Here is a 14,662-nt window from a genome sequence, read left to right on the forward strand (position 1 = left end):
GGAAATATAACACTTGTTGTTATGTTTATTATCATATGGCAAGAGTATGCAGAAAGCAAGCATTTTTCTGAAAATTATAATAAAAAATAAGGACTAATTTCCTGTGTGATTTATGATAGCGATTACAATTCGCGTCACATAAGCTAACGCGAAAAACATCCGGCGAATCCGCCGGATGTCAAGTTGCTGCTTTTGAATGTAAAACAAATCCTTTATTGATCCAGACTCTGGACTTCCATCTTATAAGCATGAGGATGCCTCTCAGCCACTCATCCGCAATAAAAGCAATCCAAATGCCTGCAAGCCCAAGCTCGAACTGAATCCCCAGTACATAGGCAAGCGGAACGCTGATTCCCCACATGGACAAAATACCCATATAAACTGGGAACTTTACATCTCCAGCCGCTCTAAGCGCACTGATGATAATCAGATTAAATGCTCTGCCGGGTTCAAGAATGATGGTCAGCAGAAGAAGAACAGCCCCTGTCTGCAGAATCTCAGTGTTATCTGTGAATATCCCGAACAGGCTGTCAGTGAAAATGCTGAATACGACAGCAATGACGGCCGATGTGCCGATTCCCCAGTACAGCGACTTCATGCATCTGGAGTATGCCTGATCATATTCTTTCGCTCCTGTCATCTGTCCAATGAGAATCTGATTTCCCTGGCTGATCGCGAGACTGAAGAGGAAGATGAACATCATCAGGTTTTGCGCATACACCTTTGTCGTCAGCGCTTCGGCTCCAAGCATGGTAATGAAAATGGTAATGACAATCTGCGATCCGTTGTAGGCAAGATGCTCGCCTGCGGACGGGACCCCGATCTTCAGCAGATTTTTCAGGTGGGCAGCAGGCAGTTTGAAAACATCCAGCGCCTTCGTTTGGAATGAAATCCGCTTTACAAGGAGATAAGAAATAGCAATCAGTCCAGCAAGCCTTGATACAACAGTCGAAAGGGCAACACCCTCCACTCCAAGAACCGGAATGCCGAATGGACCGAAAATAAACAGATAATTCCCAATGACATTAAGAATATTCATGCCGATTGTGATATACATCGTATCCTTTGTGAATCCGTAGCTCTTAAGCACAGCTCCAATGGTCATGATAAGCGCCTGGAGGAAACAGAGCCCTCCGACCATCTTAAGGTAATAGTCAGCTTCTGCCATCAGGGCAGGCGGGATATTCATCATCATGAGCATGTTTTCGCTGAAAGCACTGACCGCTGCACCGATAATCAGGCCGAGAACCAGATTGGCTGCAATGGATACTTGCGAAATCTCAAGGGCGCTTCTGCTGTTGCCGGCACCGACGTTCTGTGTAATCAGGACGATCGTTCCCGTTGCAACAAAACCGAACATTACGATTAATATGTTCAGAATCTGATTAGCGACTCCGACGGCTGCAACCGAGTTGTCTGAATACTGGCTGAGCATCAGGGTGTCCGCATTTCCCATCAGCATGTGAAGAAACAGCTCAATAAAAATAGGCCAGGTAAGAGCAAATAATGTCAATTTTCGATCTTTCTTCAATTGAGGCAAAAAACATCCTCCTTCCCAAAAACTTACGTAAAATCATTACTAGTTTACAGATGATCTTCTATAATAAAAAGAGATGATTTCGATCATTTTTGGAAAAATACGACCTGAAGAGAGAGAGCGCCATGTCCTACATCGGTTTTGACATTCCTCCATTTCCAACTTTTATAAAAGGCGGAGATGCGATTTTCAAAAAGGGATCCAAGCACTTTAAGCGCATTTTCACCGTCTTTGATCTGATCTATGTCCAGTCGGGAGAGCTTTACATAACGGAAAACAGCGAGCCATTTACAATAAAAGACGGCCAGTTCATCATCTTAACTCCAGGCTTTGAACACTATGGACATAAAAGCTGCAAAGAAGATACAAGAGTCTTTTGGTGTCATTTCAAAATGGAAGGTGCTTTTTCACTGTACAGGGATGGGTATGAAAATTGGGCAGAAATCCAGACGCGTGACGGCGATTTTGTCGTTCCGTCCCAATTTCATTTTAAAATTCCGGCTTTCGGAGAATGCCTGCACCGTGATTTTGTTGAAAAAATCTTTGAAAACATTACTCGCCTTGATCATCAGACGCCTGATTTTCCGCTGAGACAGCAGATTTATTTTCAGGAAATCATTCTTCATCTCCAAAAAGAATCACTGAAGATCTCAAGTGCGGCTGAAAAAGTAGTGGAAGACACGCTGCGTTATATCAGGAAACATTACAAAGAAGAAAAGAAGATGGAGGACGTTGCAAAGGAACTTCACTTTCATCCCGACTACATCACAAGATGCATGCAGAAAACAATGGGCGTCACACCTGTACAGTACTTAACCCAGTACCGGATGGAACAGGCGAAGCGTCTTCTGTCGACTACGGATGATAAAATTTCATTCATTGCAAAAGAGTCCGGCATACAGGATCCCGCCTACTTCACAAAAATATTTAAGCGGCTGGAAGGAGTTTCACCACTTGAATATCGAAAGATAGTATCAAGGAAAAAATAAAACATGTATGAATAAGACCGATAATAGGTCAGGATGATACTGAAGTTCCGGTCTTGGGGATAAGTGCCATCAAGCGGGAAACTCTGCGGCTTGGTGGTTGTGATTTCGGAGATAAGTGCCATCAAACGGGAAAGTCTCTGGCTTGATGGTTCTGAATTCTGAGATAAGTGCCATCAAACGGGAGAAACGCTGGTTTGATGGTTCTGAACTCGGAGATAAGTGCCATCAAACGGGAGAAACTGCTGGCTTGATGGTTCCGAACTCGGAGATAAGTGCCATCAAACGGAAGAAACGCTTGCTTGATGGTACCGAACTTGGAGATAAGTCCCATCAAACCAGAAAACCGCTGGCTTGATGGTTCCAATCGCAGAGATAAGTGCCATCAAATCGGAAAACCGCTGGCTTGATGGTTCCGAACTCGGAGATAAGTGCCATCAAACGGGAGAAACACTGGCTTGATGGTTCCGAACTCGGAGATAAGTGCCATCAAACGGAAGAAACGCTGGTTTGATGGTACCGAACTCGGGGATAAGTGCCATCAAATCGGAAAACCCACGGCTTGATGGTTCATCAAAACATAAATCAATGGAGGAATAAACATGCCGACAATTAACGTGCCGGGCCACGGCTCATTTGAAACGGAAATGGGAAAGAAACTTGTTTTAGCGCTTGAGGATAATGGAGTGCACATTCTCCACCGCTGCGGCGGGAAAGCGAAATGCACAAGCTGCCGCGTAGAGATTCTCGAAGGTGATTTTGAAGACTTAACAAATACAGAACGAAACGCGTTTGCGGAAAAAGGAGTGGAGGATCATCTGCGCCTTTCCTGCCAGATCCGCGTGAACGGCGATGTCACATGCAGGCCGATTATGACGGTTGAAAGCAGAGGCATTGATGCGGGGCCAAGGCCGGAAGAATGAAAATTGTAAAACACGTCGGATAACATTTCCCGACGTGTTTTTTACATTTTTGTTATTTTATCTGTCTACCTATTGGGGAGCATATCACACCAGGGTACCTTCATTCCTTACTCCTGAACCAAATAAAACGCCATCTCATAAGGAGGCACTGTCACGGTCAGTTTCTCTGCATGTGCTGCAAATTCTTTTCCGGTGAGCAAGTCTGTCAGCTTCGTGTCTTCGAGGCTGAATGGAAGAGTGGCTGAGAGTTCTTTGTCTGAATTGTTCAGGACGGCTATCATTTTTTGGCTGCTGTTCTGTTTTGTGAAAATGACATGGTTTGTCTCATCGTTTGCTTCAATAAAAGTGATGTCGCCGCCGTTTCCGAATACAGGGTATTTTTTGCGCAGGCTGATCAGTTTTTTGACATAGGTGAACAGTTCGCGGTCCTGCTTGTCCTCTTCCCAGATCATGCATTTGCGGCAGCCAGGGTCCTGTTCTCCGTCCATGCCGATTTCATCTCCGTAGTAAATGCACGGTGTTCCGATGAAGCTCAATTGATAGGCAAAAAGCAGTTTCAGTTTTTCTTTGGACTGGCCTGCTGTTGTTAAAATTCTTGGCGTATCGTGGCTGCCAAGAAGGTTGAAGGCGACCTCGTTCACGTTTTTAGGATAAGAGTGGAGGACGCTTTCCATGATGTGAACAAATTCTTCCGCTTTTACTTTGTTATTAGCGATAAAGTTCATCGTTCCGGTTGTGAAGGGGTAATTCATGACGGCATCAAACTGATCACCCTGAAGCCAAGGCATAGAGTCGTGCCAGATTTCACCCAGTATGTAGACATCTTCTTTTTCAGCTCTCACAGCCTGCCTGAACTCTCTCCAGAATGCATGGTCCACTTCGTTCGCAACATCGAGGCGCCAGCCGTCAATATCGAACTCCCTCACCCAGTAGCGGCCCACTTCCAGCAGATAGCTGCGTACGTCTGGATGCTCGGTGTTCAGCTTAGGCATGCTTTCTACAAAGGCGAAAGCGTCATAGTTTATAGTGTCGTCCTCATTTTTAAGAGGGAACTTTCGGATGTGAAACCAGTCTTTATAAGAAGATTTCTCACCATGCTCAAGAACGTCCTGAAACTGCGGGAAATAGTAGCCGCTGTGATTGAAAACAGCATCAAGCATCACTTTAATGCCGTTATCATGACACGTTCTGACAAGGCGCTTAAAGGTTTCTTTATCACCGAATTGCGGGTCAAGCTCCATGTAGTCGATCGTGTCGTATTTATGGTTTGAATACGCTTTAAAAACAGGGGTGAAATAAATGCCGCTGATGCCAAGCTCCTTCAGGTATCCGATGTTCTGGATGACTCCTTCAAAATCACCACCGAAGAAATTGCCGCTTGTCGGTTCTATGCTTCCCCATTCCAGGGTGCCTTCTGGATTAATAGAAGAATCTCCGTTGGCAAAGCGTTCCGGGAAAATCTGATACCAGACTGTATCCTTCACCCACTCAGGTGCATGGAAGACGTCCGCTTTATTTAAGAAAGGGAAGGCGAAGTACGGAGCTGTATCGTCCGAGACAACATCTTTAATAAATCCTTTCTCCGTATAAATCCATTTTTCATCTCCTGAAGTCAGCTCAAATCCGTATCGCATTCTTCTGTATTCCGGTTCAACTGCTGTAAACCAGTAGTCAAACAGCTCATCCGATCCGCTTTTCTTCATTTCATTTTGCTTAAACGTCCAGCCGTCTTTGCTCCATTCATATGGATCGCCATGCACGAGGCTGACGGTTTCGACATCATTCTTCTTTGTGCGCAGTCTGATGTGCAGTGTTTTTTCATCATATGCATAGGCATATTGATTTTTAGGGCGGTGATATACAGCTTCTTTTAACAAGACATTCACTCTCTTTCTGCGGGCCGTTTTGCAGCGGGGCACAGTATTGTAGGATGCGTGACTATCATCCCATCCTTTTGTGCACCGTCTATAGCCAAATAATAGATTTCTTTTCTATTATAAGGCAATGGGAAAACGTTTGCATTTATTTTAAAAAGGTGTTGACTTTTAATTCTTGCAAACTTAAAATAAAAATTAGTTAGTAGGGAAAACGTTTGCACAAACCTTGGCAGAAACGGCTGAATGATAGAAATGAAAGCCTTTTTTTAAGAGGGTAATAGGAAGCGTTTTCACTGCAAAGCTATGAGACTTTGGTTTCAGTTGTGCTGAAAGTCCTCTGGGCACTAAGTACAATGAAATAGATTACAACAAAATAAAAGGTGGGGAAATTATGAGAAAGTTTTTATCACTTACTCTCATTGCTTTGCTTGTATTCGTCATGGCAGCATGCAGCAAGCCGGGCAGCTCAGAGCCGGCAAAGACAGAAGGCGGCGACAAAGAGGGAGACAAAAAGACAGAAGAAGCAGTAGATTTAACTCCTGAGGAAGGCGCTAAGCTTGTACTTTGGGATAATGCAGATTCAGAAGCTGCATGGGCAACTATGGTAGCAGAAGAATTCACGAAAAAATACGACATTCCGGTTGAAGTGCAGGAAGTTAACCACGTTGACGCTGCCGGCAAACTTGAAGTAGACGGTCCTGCTGGACTTGGCGGAGACGTATTCCACGCACCTCACGATCACGTAGGAAACATGGTTAAAGCGGGTCTTATTTATGAAAACGTTTTAGCTGATGAATATAAAGAAAGCTTCCTTCCAGCTGCAATCAGCGGAACATCTTACACAGATGAAAACGGTGATTCTAAGCTTTACGGATTCCCGATGGCTATTGAAACATATGCACTTTACTACAACAAAGATTTAGTAGACAAGCCTGCAGAAACATTTGACGAAATTTTCGAACAGTCTAAAGGCTTTGCTGGAGACGGCAAATACGGCTTCATGATGGAGCCTGCAAACTTCTACTTTGCACATGCATTCTTCGCTGGCTACGGCGGCTACATTTTCGGCAGCGACAACACAGATGCAGCTGATCTTGGAGTAAACAACGAAGGCGCTGTTAAGTCTGGTGAATTCATGCAAAAAATGAACAAAGAACTTCTTCCGCTTAAAAAAGAAGACATTACTGGCGACTTAATCAGTTCTTTCTTTAACGAAAACAACTTAATGTACCGCATCTCTGGTCCATGGGATATTAAAAACCATGAAGAAGCAGGCATCAACTTCGGTATTGCTCCGCTTCCTAAATTAGACAACGGCGAAACACCAAAAAGTTTCTCTGGAATCAAAGCTTACTATGTAAACTCTTATTCTAAATATCCAAAAGCAGCAACTCTTCTTGCACAATTTGCAACTAGCAAAGAAATGCTTGAAAAACGCTTTGAAATGACAGGACAGCTTCCTCCTCAAACAGAATTGATTGAAAGCGACGCTATCCAAAACGACGAAATCGCTTCAGCTTTCCTAGAGCAGGCTGAATCAGCACTTCCAATGCCGAACATCCCTGAAATGCAATCAGTTTGGGGCCCGATGGAAACGGCTTATACAACAATGTGGAACGATGGAACTGAACCTAAAAAGGCACTTGACGCTGCACGTCAGCAAATTGAGGATGCTATCTCTTCACAAACGAAGTAATAGTCAGTCTGAGCCGATACCTATGGTATTGGCTCAACTTTTATCCTTTATTGGCAGGCAGCAGCCTCTACCTCTATGCCCTGAACATGCATGAGAAAGAGGTGGGGGTCAACTGCCCGTAAATGGGGACAGCAAAGGGACAATGGGGATTTTTTAAAAAAGTTTTCTCAATATACATGATTTTCATACAACGTGAGGAGGCCTGGCATAATGCGCGGACCAGCAAGAATAGGTGCATTACTATCGTTTTTATTAATGGGGCTTGGACAGATTTACCACCGTCAATATTTAAAGGGTATTCTTTTTATCCTTTTGGAAGTTTATCTTCTCGTTTTTTGGTCACTGCCTTTCAGATATGCAATGTGGGGTCTGACAACTCTAGGAGACACACCTCAATCAAGAAATGGATTCCAAGTAGTTCAGGGCGATCACTCAATCTTCCTGATGATCGAAGGAATTATCTTCTTAATTTCATTCATTTTGTTCTTGTGGGTTTACTACCTGAACGTGCGCGATGCCTATAAAGTCGGTCAAGCACGCGAACGCGGCATCAAGCCGAACACAACTAAGCAAACGCTTGCCAACGTATGGGAGAACGGATTCCCTTACATCCTGTTAACACCTTCTATTCTATTTACAATGTTCCTTACCATTCTTCCGCTTCTGTTCGGAGTAATGATTGCTTTTACAAACTACTCAGGTCCAAACCACTTGCCGCCGAAGGCGCTTGTAGACTGGGTAGGATTTGATACATTCCTGAATCTTTTCCAGCTGAAAACATGGAGCACGACGTTCTACGGAGTATTCGGATGGACGGTTCTGTGGGCGATTCTTTCAACAGCGACAACGTTCTTCCTAGGCTTAATCTTTGCTGTATTCATCAACCATAAAGGAATTAAACTTAAGCGCTTATGGCGCTCCATCTACATTCTGCCATGGGCTATCCCGCAGTTTGTCAGCATTTTGATTATGAGAAACATCTTCAACGGAGAATTCGGTCCGCTGAACCAGTACTTAAGAGCGCTTGGTCTTGAAGCAATTCCATGGCTTTCTGATCCGATGTGGGCAAAAGTGACGCTTGTCACAGTTAACATGTGGTTTGGATTCCCGTTCTGGATGGTTCTGATGAGCGGTGTTATGACCACGATTGATAAAGAAATGTTTGAGGCAGCAGATGTTGACGGAGCAACTCCTTGGAGCAAGTTCTGGAAAATCACAATGCCGATCGTTATGTTCTCAACGGCTCCTCTTCTCATCATGAGCTTTGCAGGGAACTTCAATAACTTCAACATTATCTATCTATTAACGCAAGGTAACCCTGTAAACGTTGAATACAGCTATGCCGGCTCTACAGATATCCTGATCAGCTGGATTTACAAAATGACGCTTGAGCAGAGCCAGTTTGCTACAGCTTCGGTTGTATCCATCCTTATCTTTATCGTAGTAGCAACTCTTTCTATCTGGAACTTCAGAAAAACAAAAGCCTTCAAGGAAGAGGATATGATGTCATGATGAACAAAAAACTAACTGATAAACTCGTCGTAGGCGTTATATATGCCATTTTAATTCTAACAGCTATTGCAGTGCTGTATCCTGTGTATTTCATTATTATCGGGTCACTGAATCCAGGGGATTCTCTTTTCAAAACAAAGCTTATTCCAGAGGCGCTTACACTGGATCATTACCGCTATCTGTTTGAAGAGACAAAGTATCTGACATGGTATAAAAACACATTTAAAATTGCCTTTTTCAACATGCTCATCTCAACATTCCTTGTTGTAACGGCAGCATACGCATTTTCCCGTTTCCGTTTTCCGGGACGCAAGCAGGGTCTTATGGCCATGCTCGTTCTGCAGATGTTCCCAAGCTTCATGGGGATGATCGCCATTTACATTCTTCTGCTTCAAATTGGCCTATTGGACAATCACTGGGGTCTGATTCTTGTATACGCAGGCGGATCCATTCCGTTCGGCGCTTGGCTTGTTAAAGGATATTTTGACGGTCTGCCAAGAAGTCTTGAAGAAGCAGCAAAGATTGACGGAGCGAGCCATACAACGATTTTCTTTAAAATCATGATGCCGCTTTCTAAACCGATCCTTGTTTTTATCGCTGTAAATAACTTTATCGGTCCATGGATGGACTTCATCTTTGCCCGATTGATTCTTCGTTCAAATGAAAACAAAACACTTGCTGTCGGATTGTTTGAATTTGTTACAGGAAGAACGAGCACGCAGTTCACAACATTTGCAGCAGGAGCTGTTCTTGTAGCCGTTCCAATTACGATTTTGTTCCTGATCTTCCAGAAGTACATTGTTGAAGGACTGACAGCAGGAGCGAATAAAGGATAAGCAAGAGAACGATTTCATATTGAAATCGCCTTAACAGTTTAATAGTCTTATGTGTAAAGCTGTCCGGTTCCGGGCAGCTATTACACAGTAAGGGGGGCAGAGGGATGTTTAAACGGTTTATAAAAGGACTAGTCATCCCTTTTTTCCTTCTTTCAGGTTTTCCGGCTGTGCATGCCGGAGCAGAGAAGAAGGAGGAAAATCGTTCTTGGCAGGACGAAAGCATGTATTTTATCATGGTGGACCGCTTCCATAACGGCGACTCGTCCAATGATTTTGAAGCAGATCCGAAAAATCCGAAAGCCTATCACGGAGGGGACCTGAAAGGAATCACCGACAAGCTTGATTACATTCAGGAAATGGGCTTTACGTCCATCTGGCTGACTCCTGTGTTTGATAACGAAGAAGGCGGATATCATGGCTACTGGATACGCGATTTCAAGAACGTTGATGAAAACTTTGGGACACTTGAAGATTTTAAGACTCTAGTCAAAGAAGCGCATAAGCGCGACATGAAAGTGATGCTTGACTTTGTTGTCAATCATACCGGCTACAAACACCCGTGGGTGAATGATCCGGACAAAAAAGACTGGTTTCACGAAAAAAAGGACATTGCCAACTGGCAAAACCAAGAGGAAGTAGAAAATGGCTGGCTTTTCGGTCTGCCTGATCTGAATACGGAAAATCCCGAAACGAAAGCGTTTCTGATTGATGCTGCAAAATGGTGGATTACAGAAACTGATATTGACGGGTACCGCCTTGATACAGTGCGCCACGTCCCGAAAGCATTCTGGGAAGAGTTTTCCAAAGAAGTGAAATCAGTAAAGAGCGACTTCTTTTTAATGGGAGAGGTTTGGGATAAAGATCCGCAGTATGTTGCGGAATATACAGAAGCAGGACTTGATTCGGTTGTAGACTATCCTTTTTTTGAGGATGCTTCCAAAGTGTTCTCCAATACAGGGGGCACTGCCGGAATGCTTGCCAATGTGTTTAAAAGAAATCAGATTCTGTACAAGGATCCATTTGTTTTAGGCAATTTTATTGATAATCATGATAACGAACGATTTACTAGAAAAGCACTCGTCAATAAACAGAATCCGGTTACCCGCATTAAAATGGCGCTGACCTATATGTATGCAGCACCGGGTATGCCAATTGTGTATTACGGAACTGAAATTGCGATGGACGGGGGCAATGATCCGGATAATCGCAGAATGATGAATTTCCGTGCAAATGATGAATTGATTAAATATGTTTCAAAGCTTGGAAAGATCCGAAATGAATTTCCTTCTCTAAGAAGAGGAGAGATGGAAGTGCTGTTTGATGAAAAGGGCATGACCATTTTCAAGCGGACATACGAAGGTGAAACAACGGTGGTTGCCGTAAACAATACCGAAGAATCAAGAACGGCTGTTGTTCCGGCTGATGCTCTCGCTGAAAATAAAGAACTGAACGGGCTTTTAACCGGGGACAGGACTGAAGAGAAAAATGGAGAGTACGAATTTATTCTCGACAGAGAGACTGCGGAAATCTATGAGACTGTTGAAAAAACAGGTCCTAATATTCCTCTGATCAGTGTCTTTATTGCCGTTCCTGTATTATTTGCAGGATTTTTGTACCGGAACAGAAGGAAGCGAACATAAGGGAAATGCTTTTCCCTTTTTGCAGATTATGAGTGAATGCGGTTACAATAGCATTCGCAGGTGATTATTTTCCGGAGCCTGAAAGCTCCGATCATGCCAGTAAGAGAGGGATGGGATTGTGGCAACAATAAAAGATGTCGCAAAGTTAGCAAATGTAGCTCCATCAACAGTTTCGAGAGTGATTGCTAATAACCCGCGTATAAGTGAAAAAACAAAAGAGAGAGTTAGAGAAGCAATGAGTGAGCTTGGGTATCATCCCAATTTCATTGCCAGAAGTCTTGCCAATCAGTCAACCCAGGCAATCGGCATCGTGATTCCGGGATCTGCTGACAAAGCGTTCTTAAATCCATTCTTTCCTGAAGTTATCCGCGGTATAAGCAAAGGAGCCCATCAAAAACATTATGCTCTGCATATGTCGACGGGTGAAACGGACGCTGAAATTATGGAGGGCGTCGTGCAAATGGTTGAAGGGAAACGGGTAGACGGCATCATTCTCCTGTATTCTCAAGTAGATGATAAGCTGACTAAATATCTTCTCAGAAAAAAATTCCCGTTTGTCATTGTCGGAAAGCCGTTTAAAGATGTCGAGCACATTACACATGTAGACAATGATAACTACCGTGCAGCGAAAGAAGTAACGGAGCATCTCATTCAGCTTGGCCATCAGCGTGTGGCGTTCATCGGGGGAAATCTCAAGCTTGTCGTAACAGTCGAGCGCCTATTGGGATATGAAAAAGCGATACGCAACGCGGGCCTTGTTTACCGTGATGATTACATCATTCACGCACAGTTTTTAAAAGAGGGCGGACAGGCAGCCGTTCAGGAACTGTTTAACCTGGATGAGCCTCCAACAGCTCTTGTCGTTGCTGACGATCTGATGGCGCTCGGCGTGCTGAATACTCTTGATGATATGGGCATTAACGTTCCGAATGATGTATCTGTCGTCTCATTCAACAATGTTATGCTTTCTGAAGTGTCAAGACCGCCGCTTACAACCGTTGATATCAATATTTTTCAATTAGGCTATGAAGCTTCTAAACATGTTATTCAGCTGGTGGAAGATCCGATGGACCCGATCAAGCGGATTATCATCCCGCATAAGCTGATGAAGCGTCAATCGTGCAGAGAATACGTTTCTGCCAAAAAAACAACGACAATCTAAACAAAAACGGCCTTCAGGGCCGTTTTTGTTTCATCTTCTGTATTCAGTCTCCCGGCACAAGCACAAGCGTCTTTGTCCCCTCAGCCTTTTTAATATCTGTCACGTGATAGGTTCCGTTTACCCAATCATCAAGCTGATCCTTATACCATTCACTTTTCACATGACCTGACTGGCCCGGTCCGACAATATGGTGGCCTTTGCCAAGATCAGCTGCATCGATGACAAACCGCCATGAGGCTCCGTGATTCACTGTCCCTTCCTCGTTATAGTTTGCAGCCTGAACTGTAATCTGGCTGCCTCCCACAGGCTCAGGATATTCCCTGTTAAACAGCCATTTCAGGACGGGCGAAGCGGAAGAAAGCGGATGAGCGAAATAAAGCTGATGATACTCTCCCCACCTCCAGCTGCCGGGATCATTACCGTATTCTTCTTGAATAAAACTGACTGTATTTTGAAATGAAGTGAGAAGAACCTGCTGGAATCCTCCCTGATCCGTAAACCACTGAGATTCATCTCCATTCAGCGCCCGTCTTAAAAGTTCATCCGTTATCCCTTGCTTCCCTTCAAATAAATCATCCATTTTCTCCGGAATGGACTCTTCAAACAGCACGGCTGGAATTTGCTTCATCCATAAATGAAACAAAAGGGGGGCAGCAAGCTCTTTGTCATCAGTCATATTCCAGTCGCCCAGAAGGTCAGCTGCTGCTTGTTCTGTTTCATTTAAACCGGCCGTTCCAAGCTGTTCAAGAAGGGGCTTCAAAAATTCCTCGGCATACAAATTTTTCTTATCCATCTGAAGGTCCTTCATGTCCTGGAGGGAAAGCTTTTCTTTGGACTCCAGAACTTCTTTTATTCTCATATACCTGTAAGGCTGGGCCCAGTGATGGCTGATGTGATAAGGGTAGTCATCGCCGATCACTTTATTGTTTGCGGTGGCAGCAAATCCTTCCTTGGGGTTAACAGTCCGCGGGAGCTCATCATATGGAATAAATCCTTCCCACTCGTATTCATCTGTCCATCCCGGAACAGGAAGCATCCCGTCGCCTTTTTTGCGGATCGGAATTTTCCCGTTTGCTTTGTAGGCAATCGTTCCGTCTTTGCCGGCAAACACAAAGTTTTGGGTCGGCACGTGAAAGTCGGCAAGCGCCCGCTCAAATTCATCCCAGTTTTTCGCTTTATTCATCGAAAGAACGGCCTGAAATTCGGTTGACGGCATAAGAGCCGTCCATTTCATTGCAAGTGCTGTGTCTTTCTTTAAATCATGGGCGAAATCTGAAATAATCGGACCGTGTCTCGTTTCTATTACTTCAAAATCAACCGTTTTTCCGTCTTTAACAGCAATCGGCTCCTTTATGACAGCAGCATCCTCATAGTTTCCGTTGTATAAAAATTGGTTGGGGTTTTCAGGATTGCGTTTTTCGATATATAAGTCCTGCACATCAGGGCCTGTATTTGTCACACCCCATGCGATGTCTTCATTATGACCGAGAATGATTCCCGGAACTCCTGCAAAAATAACGCCGCTTACATTCATGCTGTCATTTTGCAGATGCATCTGATACCAGATGGACGGAGTGCCGAGCGAAAGGTGGGGATCGTCTGCAAGCATCGGTTTTCCGCTTTCACTTTTATCACCGCTTATGACCCAGTTATTGCTTCCGTTAAATTCCGGCGGGATAACGGCAGAAGCAAATCCAGATTCAATATCTAAATCCGAATCTTTGTAGGAAGAGATGATTTCCGGTGCATTCTTCGGATACGTTGGGAAAAGATCCAATGCCTTTTCTTCCGGCAGATTTTCCATAGCCCAGTAGCGAAAGGCCTGTCCCGACCAGTGGCCACCGAGGTCAAAGGCCATATATTTCCCGATTGTCAGGGAATCAGCGGGTGTCCATTCAGCTGGTTTGTAGCCGAGAATCCTGAATTCAAACGGCAGTTTTCCCTCAGCCTCAGCCTCTTTGATGAAGGCATTCACACCGTCTGCAAACCATTGCATGGCCTTTTTTGATGTCTCATCGTAAATTGGATAGGACGCCTCAGCTGCTCTTCTGAGTCCGAGTGTCCTGAAAAACTTGTCTCTTTCGATGGCTGCTTCCCCAACGACTTCGCTGAGTGTTCCGGATGCCTGCCTTCTGCTTAAATCCATTTGAAAAAGTCTGTCCTGTGCCTGAACATAGCCCTGAGCTGTGTAGAGATCTTTATCTGATCCGGCGAGGATATGGGGAACACCATGCTTATCCCTTGTGACGTTCACCTCTGCCGAAAGACCTGAAACGGCTGCCTCACCGGATAAAACAGGAAGACTTCTGCTTATGTAAAGGTTTACAAAAATCAGGACTCCAGTAATCAAAAACAGCAGTCCTATCGTTCCAATCCAAATTCCTTTCTTTTTACCTGCTATCCCTCTGCGGGGAACCTGTGCTTCCATTGTCTCACTCCCAATATGATTTAAGAACTATATACCACCCGGTTCATCAAAAACCCTTTGGATAA

General features: G+C 44.3%; 10 protein-coding genes. 7 read left to right on the forward strand and 3 right to left on the reverse strand.

The genetic code is table 11. The features are described from left to right. Positions 1-178: 178 nt before the first annotated feature. On the reverse strand, positions 179-1,531 hold the full coding sequence (locus JOJ89_RS04715; RefSeq protein ID WP_203290257.1) for an MATE family efflux transporter: 1,353 nt from the start codon (positions 1,529-1,531) through the stop codon (positions 179-181). Positions 1,532-1,662: 131 nt separating this feature from the next. Here JOJ89_RS04715 and JOJ89_RS04720 point away from each other — a divergent pair, with 131 nt between their 5' ends. Next, positions 1,663-2,526, forward strand: a complete 864-nt coding sequence (locus JOJ89_RS04720; protein ID WP_203289716.1) for a helix-turn-helix domain-containing protein — start codon at positions 1,663-1,665, stop codon at positions 2,524-2,526. Between the two features lie 599 nt (positions 2,527-3,125). Beyond that, positions 3,126-3,446 (forward strand): 2Fe-2S iron-sulfur cluster-binding protein, encoded by a 321-nt coding sequence (locus JOJ89_RS04725; RefSeq protein ID WP_029283830.1) that lies wholly within the window; start codon positions 3,126-3,128, stop codon positions 3,444-3,446. A gap of 107 nt (positions 3,447-3,553) precedes the next feature. Here JOJ89_RS04725 and JOJ89_RS04730 read toward each other — a convergent pair whose 3' ends face one another. Further along, positions 3,554-5,323, reverse strand: a complete 1,770-nt coding sequence (locus tag JOJ89_RS04730; protein ID WP_203289717.1) for an alpha-glycosidase — start codon at positions 5,321-5,323, stop codon at positions 3,554-3,556. A 391-nt stretch (positions 5,324-5,714) separates the two neighbouring features. On the opposite strand from JOJ89_RS04730, the gene JOJ89_RS04735 reads away from it, so the two are divergent. From JOJ89_RS04735 to JOJ89_RS04755, 5 genes are all read left to right on the forward strand, one after another. Beyond that, positions 5,715-7,019, forward strand: coding sequence for a sugar ABC transporter substrate-binding protein (locus JOJ89_RS04735; protein ID WP_203289718.1), 1,305 nt, complete (start codon positions 5,715-5,717; stop codon positions 7,017-7,019). A 210-nt stretch (positions 7,020-7,229) separates the two neighbouring features. After that, positions 7,230-8,531, forward strand: a complete 1,302-nt coding sequence (locus tag JOJ89_RS04740) for a carbohydrate ABC transporter permease (protein ID WP_029283836.1) — start codon at positions 7,230-7,232, stop codon at positions 8,529-8,531. Continuing rightward, on the forward strand, positions 8,531-9,367 hold the full coding sequence (locus JOJ89_RS04745) for a sugar ABC transporter permease (RefSeq protein ID WP_029283838.1): 837 nt from the start codon (positions 8,531-8,533) through the stop codon (positions 9,365-9,367). Before JOJ89_RS04740 ends, JOJ89_RS04745 begins: the two co-directional genes overlap by 1 nt. Positions 9,368-9,471: 104 nt before the next feature. Further along, positions 9,472-11,007, forward strand: a complete 1,536-nt coding sequence (locus JOJ89_RS04750; RefSeq protein ID WP_203289719.1) for an alpha-amylase family glycosyl hydrolase — start codon at positions 9,472-9,474, stop codon at positions 11,005-11,007. 115 nt (positions 11,008-11,122) lie between these two features. Then, complete coding sequence (locus tag JOJ89_RS04755) at positions 11,123-12,169, forward strand: LacI family DNA-binding transcriptional regulator (protein WP_203290258.1); 1,047 nt, start codon at positions 11,123-11,125, stop codon at positions 12,167-12,169. Between the two features lie 43 nt (positions 12,170-12,212). On the opposite strand, the gene JOJ89_RS04760 is transcribed toward JOJ89_RS04755, so the two are convergent. Beyond that, entirely contained in the window at positions 12,213-14,597 is a 2,385-nt protein-coding gene (locus JOJ89_RS04760) for a penicillin acylase family protein (protein WP_203289720.1), read from the reverse strand. Between the last annotated feature and the right edge of the window lie 65 nt (positions 14,598-14,662).

Origin of the sequence: Metabacillus sp. cB07, assembly GCF_016839225.1 — a bacterium.
GTDB classification, from domain to species: Bacteria; Bacillota; Bacilli; order Bacillales; family Bacillaceae; genus Bacillus_P; species Bacillus_P indicus.

What these genes read in the sequence shown, in the direction of transcription:
- JOJ89_RS04720 (WP_203289716.1), top strand. Translation starts at nt 1,663, where the DNA reads ATGTCCTACATCGGTTTTGACATTCCTCCATTTCCAACTTTTATAAAA.
- JOJ89_RS04725 (WP_029283830.1), top strand. Translation starts at nt 3,126, where the DNA reads ATGCCGACAATTAACGTGCCGGGCCACGGCTCATTTGAAACGGAAATG.
- JOJ89_RS04735 (WP_203289718.1), top strand. Translation starts at nt 5,715, where the DNA reads ATGAGAAAGTTTTTATCACTTACTCTCATTGCTTTGCTTGTATTCGTC.
- JOJ89_RS04740 (WP_029283836.1), top strand. Translation starts at nt 7,230, where the DNA reads ATGCGCGGACCAGCAAGAATAGGTGCATTACTATCGTTTTTATTAATG.
- JOJ89_RS04745 (WP_029283838.1), top strand. Translation starts at nt 8,531, where the DNA reads ATGAACAAAAAACTAACTGATAAACTCGTCGTAGGCGTTATATATGCC.
- JOJ89_RS04750 (WP_203289719.1), top strand. Translation starts at nt 9,472, where the DNA reads ATGTTTAAACGGTTTATAAAAGGACTAGTCATCCCTTTTTTCCTTCTT.
- JOJ89_RS04760 (WP_203289720.1), bottom strand. Translation starts at nt 14,597, where the DNA reads ATGGAAGCACAGGTTCCCCGCAGAGGGATAGCAGGTAAAAAGAAAGGA.